The sequence below is a fragment of the Ornithinimicrobium sp. F0845 genome (assembly GCF_023015765.1).
In the GTDB taxonomy this organism is placed as follows: Bacteria; Actinomycetota; Actinomycetes; order Actinomycetales; family Dermatophilaceae; genus Ornithinicoccus.
This window is the reverse complement of sequence record NZ_JALKAL010000003.1, coordinates 213045-229828: the sequence shown is the minus strand read 5'-3', so window position 1 is coordinate 229828 and position 16784 is coordinate 213045. Positions and strand designations below refer to the sequence as shown.

15 protein-coding genes and 3 tRNA genes are annotated in these 16784 nt (G+C 66.9%); 4 read left to right on the top strand and 14 right to left on the bottom strand.

All coding sequences use genetic code 11. From position 1 onward, the window contains the following. Nucleotides 1-39: 39 nt before the first annotated feature. The 4 genes from MWU75_RS07020 to MWU75_RS07005 are packed head-to-tail and all read right to left on the bottom strand — an operon-like array spanning nucleotide 40 to nucleotide 7097. The gene (locus MWU75_RS07020) at nucleotides 40-3387 is read right to left on the bottom strand and encodes a DEAD/DEAH box helicase family protein (RefSeq protein ID WP_247089144.1); all 3348 of its coding nucleotides are present in this window, start codon (nucleotides 3385-3387) and stop codon (nucleotides 40-42) included. Nucleotides 3388-3396: 9 nt separating this feature from the next. Next, nucleotides 3397-4479 (bottom strand): hypothetical protein, encoded by a 1083-nt coding sequence (locus MWU75_RS07015; RefSeq protein ID WP_247089142.1) that lies wholly within the window; start codon nucleotides 4477-4479, stop codon nucleotides 3397-3399. Between the two features lie 3 nt (nucleotides 4480-4482). Further along, the gene (locus MWU75_RS07010; RefSeq protein WP_247089140.1) at nucleotides 4483-5631 is read right to left on the bottom strand and encodes a restriction endonuclease subunit S; all 1149 of its coding nucleotides are present in this window, start codon (nucleotides 5629-5631) and stop codon (nucleotides 4483-4485) included. Next, nucleotides 5628-7097 carry a class I SAM-dependent DNA methyltransferase gene (locus MWU75_RS07005; protein ID WP_247089138.1) on the bottom strand — a complete coding sequence of 490 codons (1470 nt, stop codon included), beginning with the start codon at nucleotides 7095-7097 and terminating at the stop codon, nucleotides 5628-5630. Before MWU75_RS07005 ends, MWU75_RS07010 begins: the two co-directional genes overlap by 4 nt. A gap of 164 nt (nucleotides 7098-7261) precedes the next feature. On the opposite strand from MWU75_RS07005, the gene MWU75_RS07000 reads away from it, so the two are divergent. Next, nucleotides 7262-7468, top strand: a complete 207-nt coding sequence (locus MWU75_RS07000; protein ID WP_247089136.1) for a helix-turn-helix domain-containing protein — start codon at nucleotides 7262-7264, stop codon at nucleotides 7466-7468. A 98-nt stretch (nucleotides 7469-7566) separates the two neighbouring features. Here MWU75_RS07000 and MWU75_RS06995 read toward each other — a convergent pair. The 5 genes from MWU75_RS06995 to MWU75_RS06975 form a co-directional block, all read right to left on the bottom strand. Next, a tRNA-Val gene (locus MWU75_RS06995) sits at nucleotides 7567-7641 on the bottom strand. A gap of 22 nt (nucleotides 7642-7663) precedes the next feature. Next, a tRNA-Cys gene (locus MWU75_RS06990) sits at nucleotides 7664-7734 on the bottom strand. 28 nt (nucleotides 7735-7762) lie between these two features. Continuing rightward, a tRNA-Gly gene (locus tag MWU75_RS06985) sits at nucleotides 7763-7835 on the bottom strand. 76 nt (nucleotides 7836-7911) lie between these two features. Next, entirely contained in the window at nucleotides 7912-8937 is a 1026-nt protein-coding gene (locus MWU75_RS06980; RefSeq protein ID WP_247089134.1) for a YhjD/YihY/BrkB family envelope integrity protein, read from the bottom strand. A gap of 19 nt (nucleotides 8938-8956) precedes the next feature. Beyond that, on the bottom strand, nucleotides 8957-9394 hold the full coding sequence (locus MWU75_RS06975; RefSeq protein ID WP_247089132.1) for a MerR family transcriptional regulator: 438 nt from the start codon (nucleotides 9392-9394) through the stop codon (nucleotides 8957-8959). Nucleotides 9395-9456: 62 nt separating this feature from the next. Here MWU75_RS06975 and fdxA point away from each other — a divergent pair, with 62 nt between their 5' ends. Together fdxA and glgX are read left to right on the top strand one after the other, a co-directional pair. Next, nucleotides 9457-9777: a ferredoxin gene (fdxA, locus tag MWU75_RS06970; RefSeq protein WP_247089130.1), complete on the top strand. Its 321-nt coding sequence runs from the start codon at nucleotides 9457-9459 to the stop codon at nucleotides 9775-9777. A 140-nt stretch (nucleotides 9778-9917) separates the two neighbouring features. Next, nucleotides 9918-12038, top strand: a complete 2121-nt coding sequence (gene glgX / locus MWU75_RS06965) for a glycogen debranching protein GlgX (RefSeq protein ID WP_247089128.1) — start codon at nucleotides 9918-9920, stop codon at nucleotides 12036-12038. A 3-nt stretch (nucleotides 12039-12041) separates the two neighbouring features. Here glgX and MWU75_RS06960 read toward each other — a convergent pair whose 3' ends face one another. Beyond that, nucleotides 12042-12935, bottom strand: coding sequence for a PPK2 family polyphosphate kinase (locus tag MWU75_RS06960; RefSeq protein WP_247089126.1), 894 nt, complete (start codon nucleotides 12933-12935; stop codon nucleotides 12042-12044). Between the two features lie 37 nt (nucleotides 12936-12972). On the opposite strand from MWU75_RS06960, the gene MWU75_RS06955 reads away from it, so the two are divergent. Continuing rightward, nucleotides 12973-13704: a dihydrofolate reductase family protein gene (locus tag MWU75_RS06955; protein ID WP_247089124.1), complete on the top strand. Its 732-nt coding sequence runs from the start codon at nucleotides 12973-12975 to the stop codon at nucleotides 13702-13704. Between the two features lie 6 nt (nucleotides 13705-13710). On the opposite strand, the gene MWU75_RS06950 is transcribed toward MWU75_RS06955, so the two are convergent. The 4 genes from MWU75_RS06950 to MWU75_RS06935 form a co-directional block, all read right to left on the bottom strand. Continuing rightward, nucleotides 13711-14139: a hypothetical protein gene (locus MWU75_RS06950; RefSeq protein ID WP_247089122.1), complete on the bottom strand. Its 429-nt coding sequence runs from the start codon at nucleotides 14137-14139 to the stop codon at nucleotides 13711-13713. After that, nucleotides 14126-14320, bottom strand: coding sequence for a helix-turn-helix transcriptional regulator (locus MWU75_RS06945; protein ID WP_247089120.1), 195 nt, complete (start codon nucleotides 14318-14320; stop codon nucleotides 14126-14128). Before MWU75_RS06945 ends, MWU75_RS06950 begins: the two co-directional genes overlap by 14 nt. Nucleotides 14321-14524: 204 nt before the next feature. Then, a complete protein-coding gene (locus MWU75_RS06940; RefSeq protein ID WP_247089118.1) occupies nucleotides 14525-15727 on the bottom strand; it encodes an alpha/beta fold hydrolase in 1203 nt (400 codons plus the stop codon). Beyond that, the gene (locus tag MWU75_RS06935; protein ID WP_247089116.1) at nucleotides 15720-16778 is read right to left on the bottom strand and encodes an ATP-dependent DNA ligase; all 1059 of its coding nucleotides are present in this window, start codon (nucleotides 16776-16778) and stop codon (nucleotides 15720-15722) included. Before MWU75_RS06935 ends, MWU75_RS06940 begins: the two co-directional genes overlap by 8 nt. Nucleotides 16779-16784: the final 6 nt, after the last annotated feature.

Sequence of the window (16784 nt, the reverse complement as noted above, 5' to 3'; positions counted from 1 at the left end):
GTGGCGAAGATCGCGCAAGCGTGAGTACGGGGGCATGAGTCAGGCGACCTCACTGGGAACCGCGGTCTGCTTGATGTGGTGCAACGTCTCGACGATGACCTCGACCTCGGTGTCGGGAAAGAAGTAGTCGGGGCCGGTGGGGGCGTGGTCGGTGTAGGGCGACTCGAACAGTCGGGCCGGGTCCATCACGCCGTTCTTGGTTAGCTCGTCGACGATGAGGTTCACGAACCGAACCTGGGCGGCGGTGAACTGTGTGTTGTCGAGGTACTTCTCGAAGGCCTCGATTGCGGCGGAGCGGTCAAGTCCGACCAGGTTGCGCACGAAGATGCCGAGACCGCCCTGTTCGGTGGCCCAAGCGATGTCGACGTGTTGGCCACCGGACGCGACGAGCATCTGCTCCAGTTCTGTCAGGTCATCGGAGGTGAGTTGCTTGTTGCGGCGTAGGCGCTGGAGGGCAAGGTTGTCCAGATGCTCGCGCAGGTATGCCTCGGCCTTGGCGCGGAAGCGCTCGAAGTTGGTGCCGGGCGTGACTCTGGGCAGGACGACCTCGATGCCCTCGCCGAGGATGTCCTCGAAATCGGTGTAGACCGGGTTCCGCGACGTCTTCTCGATGAAGCGCACCAGGCCCCGCAGCTTGCGGCGAGCCTCCTCAAGCATGGGAAGGGTGACGTCGACCCACCACTCGTCACCGGAGACGGACTCCAAGAGCACCGCCTGCTCGGCGACACTCGGGATGGTCGTCTTCCCGAGAAGGGCTGCGGCGATCTGCTGCACGGTCTCGCGCAGGCGTTCGGCGAGGACGGCGTCGCCGTCCAGCTGGGCGAGCTGGCGGCGCAGGACGAGCAGGTCGAAGCGCTTGGCATCCTCATCCTCGTCGCGGACCGAGGACGGCAGTCCGGCGACCGCGAGTAGCGCCTCGGAGTCCTCCGCCGTGATCTTCTTCCAGGCGTCGGCGGCGGCGTACTTCTCGACGGCCCGACGGTGGGGGCGCACGACGAAGTTGTCGAGATTCATCCCGGCGACGACCTCGTGCAAAGTCGACGCGGTCGAGGTACGCAGGGCCGGCTCGCTCTCCCCCAGCCCGATCAGCAGCCCGAGGCGTGCCTCGAACAGCCGCTGAGACAGCGACTTCTGGCTCTGGCCCGGGGAGCCGGGAAGGTCCTGGCTGAAGTACTCGAGGTTGCCGCAGAAGTCGAAGACGAGGAAGTCCTTCTTGTCGTCACCTGGCCCGAAAAGGTCTGGGCTGAGCCGCGTGCCACGGCCGATCATCTGCCAGAACTTCGACTTCGAGCGCACCATCTTAAAGAACACGAGGTTGACGATCTCGGGCACGTCGATGCCGGTGTCGAGCATGTCCACGCTGATCGCGATGTGCGGCGCCTTGTCCTTGATCGAGAAGTCGTCGATCAAGGACTGCGCGTACGGGTTGCCGTGGGTGATGACGCGTGCGAAGTGCCCAGCGAGCTCGGGGTAGGCGAGGTTGAAGCGCTTCTCGATGAACTCGGCGTGCTTCTGGCCCTTGGCGAAGATGATCGTCTTGCCCAGCCGGTCACCGCTGGCCACCTTGTATCCCTGCGTCATCAGCGTCTTTAGGACCTTGTCGACGGTGTCCTCGTTGAACAGGAACCGGTTGAGCTCCTCGGCACCGACTTCATCGGGCGGACCATCCTCCCCCCAGTCGAGGGCGTCCCACTGGTCCTTCTCGTCTTCGCTGAGGTCGTCGTATTTGATGCCCGAGCGCAGGAACTGGGTGCCGACGCTGATGCCCTTCGGCGGGACGAGGTAGCCGGCGTCGACGGCCTCATCGAGGGAGTAGTTGTCGGTGGGTACGCCGTCCTCGAGGTGAAACAGCCGGTACGTGTTGTGGTCGACCTCGTCCTTCGGTGTCGCGGTCAGCCCGACGAGATGTGCGTCGAAGTAGTCGAAGATTGCGCCGTACTTCGCGTAGACGGATCGGTGGGCCTCGTCGATCACGATGAGATCGAAGTAGCCCGGACCGAAGCGGCGCCGGCCACTGTCGACCTCGTTGATGAGATTCATCATCGTCGGGTACGTCGAGATGTAGACGCGGCCTTCGATAGCCTTCTCGGTCACCAGGTTCACGGTCGTCGACCCGGGCAGGTGCTCCTTGAATGCGTTCGCTGCCTGGTTGACCAGGGCGGTGCGATCGGCGAGGAAGAGCACTCGCTTGACCCAGTTCGCCTTCTGAAGCAGGTCCACGAGCGCAATGGTGGTGCGCGTCTTGCCCGATCCCGTCGCCATGACCAGCAGGGCCTCGCGCTGTTTGCGGTCGAAGGCCTCCCCGACGGCCTTGATCGCCCGCACCTGGTAGGGCCGACCGGAGATGTCGGTGTTCACCTGCGCCGAGGAGAGTGGCAGCTTGGTCTGACGCCGCTGGATGAGCAGCTCCAGTTCGTCCCGTGTGTAGAACCCGTGGATCTCGCGGGGCGGGTAACCACCAGCGTCGTCCCAGATGCGGTGCTCGTAGCCGTTGGTGTAGAAGATCACCGGCCGGCGGCCGTACCGCTTCTCCAGACAGTCGGCGTAGAGCTTGGCCTGCTGCTGACCCACCTCGGGCGATTTCGAGGTGCGCTTAGCCTCGACGACGGCGAGAGGCAGACCATCGGCACCCCACAGGACGTAGTCGACGAAGCCCCTGCCTTCGGCGTTGGGCATCCCGGTGACCTCGTACTCGCGATCCCGGTCTTGATCCAGAGTCCAACCAGCTTCGTGCAGGAGAAGGTCGATGAACAGGTCGCGGGCGGCTGTCTCGTTGTAGTCCCTTGTGTCCGGAGCCGCCTCCGCTTGAGCTGCCGCGATCTGAGCCTTGAGCTCGGCGATCTCGGTCAGGTGCGCGGCGAGCCGCTCGTCTTTCTCGGCGAGTTCGCGGGCATGGGCCTCGTCCTGCTCCTGGAATTTCGTCGCAAGCTGGGCAACCTCCTCGCGCGATAGCGGAGCTGCCTTGGCCGCGAGCGTGGGGTCGAACTGCGCCTCCAAGGGCACCACGTTGGGCTGAGGAGAGTGGTGGTAGGACGTCCATACGACGACGTGGAACAGCTCCCGCAGCACCGCCAGTGATACATCGGGACGGATCTGACGGTTCTCGTGCACCGCTGTGTTAGCGATGCGGCGGATCGCAGTCAGCTTCTGCGTGATGCCCTGAGGCACCTTCGCTTTGAACGCGGCGTCGTTGATCTTTGCGGCGAGGTCGTCGCGGTAAGGGATCGGCAGCGAGAGGACGGTGTAAAGGTAGCCGACGAGCTCCTCGACCACGCGGCGGCTGTAGAAGCACGCGGACCGAGGGTCCGACGACAGGTACGACTCGGCCCGGGCGCAGTCGTTGTGCACTGACGGCAGCGTCTGGCGGACGAAGTCGAAGTTGCCCACGGTGGTCGGTCACTCCCCCTTGTTCTCGATGCCGAAATGGTCGGCGAGTCGCTCCAGGGTGAACTCCTGACGGAGCTTGCAGGCACTGTGCTGGCTGGCGAACATGCCTTTCTCCCAGTAGGCCTCCGTCTCGGGACGTGCGTCCAGCCACTCAACAGGTACGACCCATTCAGCCACGTCATCGTCGACCGCGTCGAAGTGGGCACGTGGCTGACCGACCAGGTCCTGCTCGGCGAGTTTCACCCAACCCTCGCCGACCTTCACAAGGGCTTCTGTCCATCGGCGTGCGGGAGCGAGCGTCTTGCCAACACCGACGTAACCGGTCCCGGGGACGTTCACCCATACGCGCGCGCCCTCCGGGAGCGACCTCATCGTCTGCGAATAGAACTTCCCGCCTCCGGCGGCCACGAAGCCGAACCTCCGGGCGTCGTCCCAACGCCGGTCGCCGCCGAACGAGACGTACCAGTCCAATCCGTTCCAGGCGGCCCGCTTGCCCTTCTTCGCCGCTGAAGCCGCTGCCGGTGTTCCTTCATCGGAAGTTGCGAGCCAGGACCGGGCGAGGTATCTGCGCCCATCGTCTTCCAAGTAGGAGAAGAAGACAGCGTTGATCGGGACGCCGAAACCACGTAGGTAGTTGACGATGCGCTCGGAGCTGCTGTCCAGCTCGGAAGCGACGACCGTGAGTTGCAGCTCGCCGTTGAGCTCATCCGGCGGAGCGCTGCCGAAGACGTCCTCGAACGCCGCTTCGAACGGCTGCTCAAGGTGCTTGTCGGCGATGTCGATTACTTCGTCGCGCGAAAGCGTCGACGCCCACGAGCCGTAATCGAGGATCTGCGCTACCACCTCGCGTGGCGTTCGGTCGCGCTTGAGCTCCAAGACGTGAAGATTGCCGTCGGTGTCGATCGCCAGTAGGTCGAGACGCTTGCCGTACGGCGTCGGCACCTCGCTGCCGATGACCAGCAGCCGCACGCCGAGCAGGGACGGGTCCCGCAGCAGGAACTGATGAAGCTCCTTCTCGGCAGGCAATGCCTTGGTTGTTAGGGGGCGCGGCTCGTCGCCGTCGATGCGCCACATCCTCATCTCGACCGGCATGGGTCAAAGCTCCCCTCGGAACGCGCGCGCCTGGAGGGAGGCGAAGAGGAGCTCGTCGGCGCTTGATGCGCCCACGATACTGGCGCGGTGTGCGCCGATGCTCTCGATGCGGGCAGCGAACTCCTCTTGGAGTGGGATCGGGGGCAGCGGCACCTCGAGTTCACGCAGGCGACCGAGGGTGATCTCGCGGAAGGTCGCGCCCTTGATCTGACCCTGAATCCAGTGCTGTGTCTCAGGGGATCGAAGGCACTCCAATAGGTAGGTTCCGACGGTCCCCTCACCAGGGGCGATTCGTGCCGTTCCTTGCGTAAGGTTGGCGCCGTCCAGCTCTGGCGGGACCAGGGCAGTCGTTCCTACGGTAGCCCGGATGCTCATGACAATGTCGCCCGCGCGAACCGTTGAACGTTCGAAACGCGCCGCTATTGCTGGATCGGTGTGTCGGAGTCCGGCCGTAGCGATCTGTCCGTCCACGAGGTCGCCCGTTCGGATGTAGGGCACACCGCCGTCGAACTCGGGCCCCGCTTGAACAATTCCGTATGTCACCAGCGTTCCCACACGGACGACTTCGGCAAGCGGAGTTGACGGCCACGATTCTCCTCCGAACATGCCTTGGAAGACTGACTGAGTGAGGGCGTCGAGGTGGGTGAGAACTCGCCGGCGCTTGGCGCGGAGGGCGTCGGCGTGGTCGAGGATCGCGGCGATGCGGCGCTGCTCGGTGAGTGGTGGCAGTGGGATCGGCATCGCATTGAACTCGGCAGCCGGCAGCGAACGACGTCGAGCTGTGCTCCCTTTCATCTTCCCAACGTAGTATTCGATCGCCCGTGGCGACTTGAGAAATCGCTTCAGATACGTGCGGTCAGCGCGCGACTCATCTCGCAGGTTCCAGACCCCGTAAGCCGGGCTCACGAGAGCGGCGTCGTGGTGAAGCTGGAAGTCGAGAACTCCCTCATTGATCGGGAATCCGACGACGAGCTGACCGCGCCTCACGACCTTATAGTCGGAGGTGTCCGAGCTGGCGATGCGCTTCTTGAACCGGTCGGTCTGCGCGACCAGGCCGCCGTGCATCGTCATCGACAGCACCGGATAATCGGTGTTCCCCGCGCGCTGCACCTTAGCGGGAGCGACCAGTTCTCCAAGCTCCACGGTCTTCACGAGAGCATCGCTTTCAACTCCGTGAGGTCCCTGGCGATCTCGTCCTCGAGGATTTCAATGTCAGCGATGATCTCCAGCGGTGCGCGGTGCTCGATGTCGTCGTAAACGATCTCCTTGTAACGGTTGAGCGATAGGTCGTAACTCTGAGCGACGATGTCAGCCTTCGGCACGAGAAAAGACTGCTCCGTGCGCGCGCGGTCTTTCTCGTCGGCGAGTCTCTCCCAACGAGACAGCACGTCGGGCAGGTCGTTGGTCTCGATCGGGGCGCGCTTGTCATCGAGGGAGAAGCCGTCAGCGCGTACGTCGTAGAACCAGACGTCGTCGGTGCCACCGGAGTTGGTCTTGGTGAAGAACAGGATGGCGGTCGAGACGCCGGCGTACGGGCGGAAGACACCGGACGGCAGTTTCACGACGGCGTCGAGCTTCTGGTCCTCGACCAGGATGCGACGCAGTTCCTTGTGGGCCTTGGATGAGCCGAAGAGCACGCCGTCGGGGACGATGACCGCAGCCCGGCCGCCGGGCTTGAGCAACTTCAAGAACAGCGCAAGGAACAGCAGTTCGGTCTTCTTGGTCTTGACGATGCGCTGGAGGTCCTTCGCGGTGGCTTCGTAGTCGAGAGAACCCGCGAACGGAGGGTTGGCCAGGATGAGCGTGTACTTGTCGGCATCCCCCGCAGCGCCCTCAGATAGGGAGTCGCGGTAGCGGATGTCGGAGGATTCAATGCCGTGCAGGAGCATGTTCATGCTGCCGATGCGGAGCATGGTGGAGTCGAAGTCGTAGCCGTGGAACATCGACTGGTGGAAGTGCTTCCGCTGCAATGAGTCGAGCAGGGCTTCGTCGTGGGTGTCGCGGACGTATTCGCTCGCGGCGACGAGGAAGCCGGCGGTGCCGCAGGCGGGGTCACAAATCTCGTCGGACGGCTGTGGCGCCGTCATCTTGACCATGAGGTCGATGATGTGGCGAGGCGTGCGGAACTGGCCATTCACGCCGGCGGAGGCGATCTTGGAGAGCAAGTACTCGTACAGGTCGCCGTTGGTGTCGCGATCGGCCATCGGGATGTTGTCGAGCATGTCGACGACCTTGGACAGCAATGCGGGTGTCGGGATGGTGAAGCGGGCGTCCTTCATGTGCTCGCTGTAGGTGGAGCCGTCCCCGCCGATCTGGGTGCCTAGGGTGCGCAGGAACGGGAACACGTCGTCAGCGATGGTTTGGTGCATCACCTCGGGCGAGGTGTTCTTGAACTGGCTCCACCGCAGATGCGACTGACCAGGCAGGAACACCGGGGCCTCGATCACGCCGTTGTTGAAGCGGGCCTTCTTCTCGGCGAGGATCTGGAGGTCGTCGAGGCGGCGGATGAAGAGCAAGTAGGTGATCTGCTCGATCACCTCCAGCGGGTTGCTGATGCCGCCAGACCAGAAGGCGTCCCAGACGCGGTCGATCTTGCTCTTCAGCTCACCGGTGATCACAGACGCAACCCTAGCTAGTGGAGCGCGGCGCTCAGACGCGGGCCATGCGGCGACCCACCGATAGAGGTGGGAAAGCGGCAGACGCTCGTGGCCACTCGCGGCTGCTCGACGGCCTTCGGGGATGAGTGCGGCCAGTCGGGCCGCCACCGACCCAGGAGACGACCATGGCTGCCACTATCACCCACAAGCTCGTGTCGCTGGCCGAGGCGGCCGACGTCCTCGCGGTCTCGACGAAGACCGTTCGCCGCTACATCGCCGACGGGCACCTCGACGCGGTTCGGCTCGGGCGCAAGACGCTGCGGATCAAGCTCGACTCGATCGAGAGGTTCATCGACGCCCGACCGGTTGGCGGGTGGCGCCGGGCTGGGTGAGTGTCCCGGAGGTGCCCAGAAGGCCCCGCTCGTTGTTCCTCGTTTGTTCCTCAGAGACAAGTCGAGGCCCTCAAAAGGGCCTCTGACCTGCGGTTATATGGTGGGCGATACTGGGTTTGAACCAGTGACCTCTTCCGTGTCAAGGAAGCGCGCTACCACTGCGCCAATCGCCCTGAAATTGGTGGTGCTGCTGCGAGGTGGCGACGGGATTTGAACCCGTGTACACGGCTTTGCAGGCCGTTGCCTCGCCTCTCGGCCACGCCACCGTAGAGGCATCTGGTGGTTGTGCCTCCGAGCGGACGACCGGTCTCGAACCGGCGACCTCAACCTTGGCAAGGTTGCGCTCTACCAACTGAGCTACGTCCGCATCTTCCCTCGGGAGTGTTCCCCTCAGGCGTCACGGAACATTAGCCGACGGGTGGGCCACGCACCAAATCCAGACGTCACGACGGGGGCGGCGTGTCGCGGCGCGGCAGCCGCTCCGGATCCTCCCGGTCCTCGATCGCCGACAGGTGCGGGGGAACCTCGTCGTCGCTGGAGCGAACCTGGTCCCACCAGTCCCCCGCCCGCTCGATGGGTCCTCGGTAGCCCTTGGTCGGCCACAACCGGCGGATCGCGGCATTGGTCGCCGCGCCGATCAGGACCGCCAGGGCGACCAGGTAGAACAGCGTCAGCACGATGATCGGGGCGGTCAACGGCCCGAAGATCGTCACGCCGCCCACCGCGACCGCTGCCCAGGCGCGCACCCCCAGGGAGCTGAGGAAGACGATGACGGCGGCCACCACCGCGCCCGGGATGTCGCGATGGAACGGGGTCTTCTCCTTCGGCGCGTAGTGGTACAGCGTGGTCAGCCCCAGCAGGGAGAGGCCAGCGAGGATGGGCCAGTATCCGGTCACCAGGAAGTCCAGCTCGTCGGGCAGCCAGTCCCTCAGCAGTCCGGGGCCGATGATCGCCAGGGGCACCAGCACGCTCGCGAACAGGATGGAGCCGAGATACAGGCCCAGGGACATCGCTCGGGCACCGACGATGCTGCGTTCGCCGCTCTGGGTGTACATGATCTGGATCGCGTCCATGAAGACGTGCAGGGCGCGGGAGCCGGACCAGAGGCTCAGCAGGAAGCCCAGGGAGAGCAGGTCGGCGCGCCCACCGGCCAGGACGTCCTCGACGGTGGGCACGATGATCTCGCTGACCACCTGGGGCGTCAGGAACTGCTCACTGAACCGCTCGATGGCACTGGTGACGGTGGCCAAAGCCCCGGGCTCGAAGCGGTCCGCGAAGAAGCCGACGCCGGCGAACAGGCCCAGGATGAGCGGCGGGAGGCAGAGGAGCATGAAGAAGGCCGCCTCGGCCGAGAGCCCGGTCACGCGGTAGCGGAAACAGATCCGGAAGACCTCGACGACCAGACGGGCAAACGGGAGCGCCCCGGGCACCGGCGCCAGCGCCCTCCGGACCCTGCGCCGCACCGTCATGGCCTCTACCGTAGGGCTGTCAGCCTCCGGTCGGGGCGTGGGTGACCGGTGCGTCCTGCAGCATCGCCCGGAAGACACACTCCGAGCGACAGGCCTGCGGACTGTCCGGACACGTCACCACCCGGTCCTGGGCCGCGGCCAGGTGGTCACGGAGGCTGATCAGGCTGGCGATCTGCTGCTCCACCTGCTGCACCTGCTCAGCGAGCAGGGGCAGCAGTGCCTCCTTGACCCCGCCGCAGGTGCCCGTCGTGGCCAGGGTCAGCAGCCGCCGGATCTCCGGCAGCTCCAGGCCGAGGCGCTTGGCCGCGGCGATGAACCCCAGTCGCTCGAGGTCCATCTCCTCGAAGACGCGGTAGCCGTTGGCCCCGCGGGTTGGCTGCAGCAGGCCCACCGACTCGTAGTAGCGCAGGGTGCTGGGCGGCACCCCGCTGCGCGTGCTGACCTCGGCGATCCGCATACCCCGAGCGTAGGCTCGCGGGCCTTGACCTTCAACCCAACTCTAAGGTTTACCGTGAAGGTGTGACCTACGTGATCGCCCAGCCGTGCGTCGACCTCAAGGACCGTGCCTGCGTCGAGGAGTGCCCGGTCGACTGCATCTACGAGGGCGACCGGATGCTCTACATCCACCCCGACGAGTGCGTCGACTGTGGCGCCTGCGAGCCCGTGTGCCCCGTCGAGGCGATCTACTACGAGGACGACGTGCCCGAGGAGTGGGCGGACTACTACCGGGCCAACGTCGAGTTCTTCGACGACCTCGGCTCCCCGGGCGGCGCGGCCAAGATGGGCGTGATCCCCAAGGACCACGAGATCGTCGCCTCGCTGCCGCCCCAGAACCAGTAGGGCCGGCACTCGGCCACAACCCCACCCACCCAGCCACCTCCTGCGGGTGGGCGCACCTTCAACGTGCGCTCACGACATACTGGACCCTGGCGAGCCGACAGTGCTGTCCGCCACGCATGTCCCCCCGCAGAAGGACCTCCATGGAAATCTGGCCAGGCAAGCCCTACCCCCTGGGCGCCACCTATGACGGCACCGGTGTCAACTTCGCGCTCTTCTCCGAGGTTGCCACGGCCGTCGAGCTGTGTCTGATCGACGACGCGGGTGCCGAGACGCGGGTGCCGCTCACCGAGGTCGACGCCTACGTGTGGCACGGCTACCTGCCCCGCGTCGAGCCCGGTCAGCGCTACGGGTTCCGGGTGCACGGCCCCTACGACCCCGACGCCGGCCACCGGTGCAACCCGGCCAAGCTGCTGCTCGACCCCTACGCCCAGGCCTTCGACGGGTCCACCACGGGCGAGCAGCCGCTGTTCTCCTACGACTTCGAGGACCACTCGGTGCTGAACGAGGAGGACTCCCTCGGCCACACCCTGCTGTCCGTCGTGGTCAACCCGTTCTTCGACTGGGGCCACGACCGCCCGCCGCGTCACGAATACCACGACAGCGTCATCTACGAGACGCACGTCAAGGGCCTGACCATGCAGCACCCGGACGTGCCGGAGGACATCCGGGGGACCTACGCGGCGCTCGGGCACCCGGCGATCATCAAGCACCTGACCGACCTGGGCGTCACCGCCGTCGAGCTGCTGCCGGTCCACCAGTTCGTGCAGGAGCGCACGCTGCACGACAAGGGGCTGAGCAACTACTGGGGCTACAACACCATCGGCTTCCTCGCCCCGCACAACGGCTACGCCGCGCACGGGACCCAGGGCCAGCAGGTCACCGAGTTCAAGACGATGGTCAAGAACCTGCACACCGCCGGCATCGAGGTCATCCTCGACGTCGTCTACAACCACACCGCCGAGGGCAACCACCTCGGGCCGACGCTCGCCTTCCGGGGCATCGACAACGCCAACTACTACCGCCTGGTCGACGACGACAAGTCGCACTACTACGACACCACGGGCACCGGCAACAGCCTGCTGATGCGCAGCCCCCACGTGCTGCAGCTGATCATGGACTCGCTGCGCTACTGGGTCACCGAGATGCACGTCGACGGCTTCCGGTTCGACCTCGCGGCGACCCTGGCCCGGCAGTTCCACGAGGTGGACAAGCTCTCGGCGTTCTTCGACATCATCCAGCAGGACCCGGTGATCTCCCAGGTCAAGCTGATCGCCGAGCCGTGGGACCTGGGCGCCGGCGGCTACCAGGTGGGCAACTTCCCGCCGCTGTGGACCGAGTGGAACGGCAAGTACCGCGACACCGTGCGGGACTACTGGCGCGGGCTGCCCTCCACCCTGGGCGAGTTCGCCTCCCGGATCACCGGCTCCTCCGACCTCTATGCGCACAGCGGGCGGCGCCCCATCGCCTCGATCAACTTCGTCACCGCCCACGACGGCTTCACGCTGCGCGACCTCGTGTCCTACAACGAGAAGCACAACGAGGCCAACGGCGAGGGCGGCCAGGACGGGGAGAACCACAACCGCTCGTGGAACGGCGGCGTCGAGGGGCCGACCGACGACCCCGAGATCAACGCGCTGCGCCTGAAGCAGCAGAAGAACTTCCTGGCCACCCTGATGCTCAGCCAGGGGGTGCCGATGATCGCGCACGGCGACGAGGTGGGGCGCACCCAGCTCGGCAACAACAACGTCTACGCCCAGGACAACGAGCTGTCCTGGGTCGACTGGGACCTCGACCCGGACGAGGCGGACCTGCTCGCCTTCACCACCGACCTCATCTCGTTGCGCATGGAGCACCCGACGTTCCGGCGGCGCCGGTTCTTCGCCGGTGACGCCGACCACGGCGGCCAGAGCGAGCTGGGCGACATCGTCTGGTACGCCCCCCAGGGCCTGATCATGGACGAGGGGGCCTGGCGCTCGCACTACGCACGGTCGATCATGGTCTTCCTCAACGGCGAGGCGATCGCCGCCCCGGACGAGATGGGACGCCCGGTCACCGACGACCACTTCCTGCTGCTCTTCAACGCCCACCACGAGCTGGTCGACTTCACCCTCCCCGAGGGCATCGACGCCACCTCCTGGACGGTCGTCGTCGACACCACGGGCGAGGAGCACCAGGGCGCCTGGGAGAGCGGCCAGACCTACCCCGTGCCGCCGCAGTCCGTCATCGTGCTGACCGGCACCCCGCAGCCCGGCACGGCCTGAGGCTCACCGGGTCTCGGCGAGCCGCTTCTTCTCCGCCTCGACGTCGAAGTCGGCCTCCGGCCACTGCAGGTCCAGCGCCCTCAGGTGCTCGCGCAGCAGCTGCTGGACGGCGAGCCGGGCATACCACTTGCGGTCTGCGGGCACCACGAACCAGGGCGCGGCCTGCGTCGACGTCTTGTCCAGGACCGCCTGGTAGGCCTCCATGTAGTCGTCCCAGTGCATCCGCTCATCGACGTCGCCGGGGTTGTACTTCCAGAACTTCTCCGGGTTCTCCAGGCGCTCGGCGAGCCGCTCCCCCTGCTCCTCCTTGGAGAAGTGCAGCATCACCTTGATGACCGTCGTGTCGTCCTCGACCAGGCCCTGCTCGAAGTCGTTGATGGTGCTGTAGCGCCGACCCCACACCGCCGGCTCGACGAGGTTGTGGACCCGCACGATCAGCACGTCCTCATAGTGCGAGCGGTCGAAGACCCCGATCATCCCCGCCTCCGGCAGTGCCTTGCGGATGCGCCACAGGAAGGGGTGCGCGAGCTCCTCCTTGGTCGGTGCCTTGAACGCCGTGATCTGGGTGCCCTGCGGGTCGACGGCGCCCACGACGTGCCGCATGATCCCGCCCTTGCCGGAGGTGTCCAGGCCCTGGATCACCAGGAGCACCTTCTCGGTCCCACCGCTCCTGCCGTGGGCGTAGAGCCGCTCCTGAAGGTCGTCCATCTCGGCGTCCGCGGCGGCGAGCGCCTCCTCACCAGCGGCCTTGTCGCCGGTGAAGGCAGGCGTCGATCGCGTGTCGACGTCGCTGAGCAGGAATCCCTCCCCCACCCGCAGCGCATCGGTGAACGGGGTGGCCGAGGCCTTCTTCTTGGCCTTGTCCTTGGACTTCTTCTTCGATGACTTCTTGCCCATCGCAGCATCCTTGCACCAGATGGGCCACCATGGGGAGATGGTGAGCATGTCGACGGGCCAGGTGTCGCTCGAGGAACTGCTCCGGCAGTATGCCGTGGGGCCGGGTCCGCTGGTCCGCGCCAACTTCGTGACCACTCTGGACGGGCACGCCACCGGGGGCGACGGCCTGTCCGGATCGATCAACTCCGCCGCCGACAAGCAGGTCTTCGACGTGCTGCGCGCCCTGGCGGACGTGGTGGTCGTGGGTGCCGGCACGATCCGCGCCGAGGGCTACGGCAGGTTGCGCACGCAGGACCCGGAGCTCCTGCGGCTGCGCCGCGACGCCGGACGGTCCGACCACCCCGTCCTCGCGGTGGTGACCGCCTCCGGTGAGCTGCCCGAGAAGGTGCTGGCGCAGGAGCCCGGCGCCGGCGACCTGCTGGTGCTCTGCGCCGAGGCTGTGGCAGCTGACCTGACCGAGCGGCTGGGCGCCGAGGCCGTGCTCGTCTGTGGCGACGACGTCGTTGAGGCGACCAGGGCGCTCGAGGCCCTGCACGCGCGTGGCCTGAACCAGGTGCTGACCGAGGGTGGCCCACACCTGCTGGGCGGCTGGCTCCAGGCCGGGGTCGTGGACGAGCTCTGCCTCACGCTGCGCCCCGTCGTGCTCGGCGGCACCGGGCCGCGGATCGTCGAGGCCGCCTCCGGGACAGGAGCCCTCGCGCGCTTCGAGCTGCACCACGTCCTGGAGATCGACGGTGACCTGATGCTCCGCTACGTCGCAGCGTCGTAGGTGCCGTCAGTGCCGACGGGACTGCACGGCATACGCGATCACCCCGACCAGCAGCTCAGCGATCAGCAGGAGCGCGAGCACCATCGCGACGTCCAGGCCGAGCGCGATGGCGATCGCCGCGGCCCCGGTCAGCGGGAACGCCGCCAGCCCGAGCACGGCCAGCGCCCGCGTCAGCACGGCGTCGTCACGCTCGTCACCCTGCTGGGTGAAGGCGCGCTCGAAGGTGGTCGCGCGATCCGGGTGCCGGGTGACCCGCCAGGCCATGACGGCCACGCCCACCACCCCGACGGCGGCGCCCTGCAGGAAGCCGGTCCCCATGTTGCCGGGGCCGTGCTCGCGCAGCACCAGCCCGAGCAGGATCACGCCGCCCAGCACGACCATCATGAGCAGCAGCACGGCGGCCTTCTGGCGGCCGGTCATCTCAGTCGTCGACATGGAAGATCTCCTCTACGGTGCGGTGGAAGTGCCGGGCGATGGCGATGGCCAGCGGCAGAGACGGGTCGTAGCGGCCCGTCTCGATGGAGTTCACGGTCTGCCGCGAGACCCGCAGCGCCTCCCCTAGCTCCCGCTGGGACAGCCCCGCGGCGATCCTGAGCTCGCGCACGTCGTTGCGCACTCCCGCCTCCCGGTGTCTAGCGTCCTTGACATGTCAAAGCTACTTGACACCTAGGTCGCGTGTCAAGTCACCTTGTCACGGCACCGGGGCATCCCGGCCGAGCCGTGCGACATATCGTGCGCGAAGCGACGTCAGGGACACGGCGCACGAAATGTCGCACGGCCACTCGCGGCCGTGTCGCGGTCGCCATACGGTCGCGCCCGGTCAGGCGAGAAAGTCGCGGACGGTCTGCTCCCACCGCTCGGCGTCGGTGTTCCACTCCCGGCAGTGCATCGGCCCGTCCCACAGGTCGAGGGTGATGAGGTCCGGCCGCTTCTCGGCGAGCTCCTCGGACGGGCCGTAGGGCACGACGTCGTCCGTGCGCGAGTGCATCAGGAGCATCGGGTGGTGCAGCTCGTCCGCGCGGGCCACCCAGTTGGTGACCGTGATGTCGAGCGGCTCGGCGACCCCGACCAGGTGGCGGGTGGCCTTGCGCCCCATGAGCAGCTTGCCCAGCATGCTCGCCGTCCGCGGGATCCGGTTGAGGTCGGCGTTGTGGGTGAGGACCACCCCCCAGTCGATGACCGGGCAGTCCAGGACCACCTTGTCCACGAACCGTGAGTAGTCCGAGCGGTCCAGCGTCTGCAGCACGATGGCACCCCCCATGGACCACCCCAGGAGGGTGACGGTCCGGGCACCCTGCCCCACGGCATACGCGATGGCGGCCTCGATGTCCCGCCACTCCGACAGGCCCAGGTTGTATCGGCCGTCGACGCTGCGCGGAGCGCCCAGGTCGTTGCGATACATCGGCACCAGACTGGTGAAGCCCAGCTCGTGCAGCACCGGCAGGCCGCGGAGCGTCTCCTCGCGCTTGGCCGAGCGGCCGTGCACCAGGACGGCCCACTGACCCGGTCGGTCGTCGGCCGAGGCGGGCGGCACGAGCCAGGCCGGCAGGTCGCCGATGTCGGAGGGGACGTGCACGTCCTCGAAGTCCAGACCGACCGCTGACCCCGGGTCGCCGCAGTAGTAGTAGCTGTTCCACCGGGCAGGGCCCGGGTCGAGGTTGCCCTCGTCGACGTCGATGAGCTCACGGACGACGGTGCGGTCGTTGGCCCGCCGCGCGGACAGGTCGCTGGAGATCACCTCGCCGACCCGCGCGTGGCCTGCGCCCCGCTCCAGCCACAACCCGTAGCGGCCGGGCGAGAGCGTGTGCGGTGCGGCGACGAGGGTGATCGTGTCGTCCCCGGCGTCGGGGTCGTCGACCGTCACGATCCAGGTGTCGTCCTTCTTCTCGTGCTCGGGCGTGACCACCCGCCGCACGAAGTAGGTCGCCACGCCGAGCGAGGCCAGGGCGGCGCTCACGGCGGCTCCCACTCCCCCGGCGGCCAGGACCGTGCCCAGCTTGGGCCGCAGCCGCACCTCAGCCACCGAGCACCTCCGCGAGGTCGAAGGAGACGGGCTGGTCAAGCTGGGCGTAGGTGCAGGACTCCGGCTCGCGGTCCGGCCGCCAGCGGACGAACTGGGCAGTATGCCGGAAGCGCTGGCCCTCCATGTAGTCGTACCTGACCTCGACGACCCGCTCGGGCCGCAGCGGGACGAACGACAGGTCCTTGCCGGCGTTCCACCGGCTGGTCTCGTTCTTGCGCGGGGTCCCCTCGAAGGTGGCCGCCCAGTTCCACGGGTGCCCCTCGATGTCGGTCACCAGCGGCTGCATCTCCTCCAGGAGCTCACGACGACGGGCCATCGGGAAACTGCCGATCACCCCGACCGATGCCAGCGTGCCGTCGTCGGTGTAGAGGCCGAGCAGCAAAGACCCCAGCGCGTCCGGGCCCGACTTGTGCACGCGGTAGCCGGCCACCACGCAGTCGGCGGTGCGCTCGTGCTTGATCTTGCTCTGGACCCGCTTGTCCGGCTGGTAGACACCTGCCGGGTCCTTGGCGATCAGGCCGTCGAGCCCCGCCCCCTCGAACTGCTCGAACCAGTCCTGGGCCTCGACGGTGTCACGCGTCAGGCGGGTCAGGTAGATCGGGGGCCGGGCTGCGGCCAGCGCACCCTCCAGCGCCGTGCGCCGCTCCTCCAGGGGCCGGTCCATGAGGTCCTCGTCGCCCAGCGCCAGCAGGTCGAAGGCCACGAAGCTGGCGGGGGTCTCGACGGCCAGCTTTCGCACCCGTGAATCCGCGGGGTGGATGCGCTGCTGCAGGGCCTCGAAGTCCAGGCGGTTGCCGCCCTCGTCCACGCAGATGATCTCGCCGTCGATGACCGCGCGCTCCGGGAAGTTGGCCAGGACCGCCTCGACCAGCTCGGGAAAGTACCTGGTCATCGGCCTCTCGTTGCGCGAGCCGATCTCCACCTCGTCGCCGTCGCGGAAGATGATCGACCGGAAGCCGTCCCACTTGGGCTCGTAGAACTGACCCTCCGGGATCCCCTTGACCGGCTTGGCGAGCATCGGCTTGACCGGTGGCATGACAGGCAGGTCCATGGCGCC

Coding starts and splice junctions, on each gene's coding strand:
- MWU75_RS06950 (WP_247089122.1), bottom strand. CDS start 14,139: ATGTCGACGACTGAGATGACCGGCCGCCAGAAGGCCGCCGTGCTGCTG.
- MWU75_RS06935 (WP_247089116.1), bottom strand. CDS start 16,778: ATGGACCTGCCTGTCATGCCACCGGTCAAGCCGATGCTCGCCAAGCCG.
- MWU75_RS06955 (WP_247089124.1), top strand. CDS start 12,973: ATGGTGAGCATGTCGACGGGCCAGGTGTCGCTCGAGGAACTGCTCCGG.
- MWU75_RS06975 (WP_247089132.1), bottom strand. CDS start 9,394: ATGCGGATCGCCGAGGTCAGCACGCGCAGCGGGGTGCCGCCCAGCACC.
- MWU75_RS06980 (WP_247089134.1), bottom strand. CDS start 8,937: ATGACGGTGCGGCGCAGGGTCCGGAGGGCGCTGGCGCCGGTGCCCGGG.
- glgX (WP_247089128.1), top strand. CDS start 9,918: ATGGAAATCTGGCCAGGCAAGCCCTACCCCCTGGGCGCCACCTATGAC.
- MWU75_RS06960 (WP_247089126.1), bottom strand. CDS start 12,935: ATGGGCAAGAAGTCATCGAAGAAGAAGTCCAAGGACAAGGCCAAGAAG.
- MWU75_RS07000 (WP_247089136.1), top strand. CDS start 7,262: ATGGCTGCCACTATCACCCACAAGCTCGTGTCGCTGGCCGAGGCGGCC.
- MWU75_RS07015 (WP_247089142.1), bottom strand. CDS start 4,479: ATGCCGGTCGAGATGAGGATGTGGCGCATCGACGGCGACGAGCCGCGC.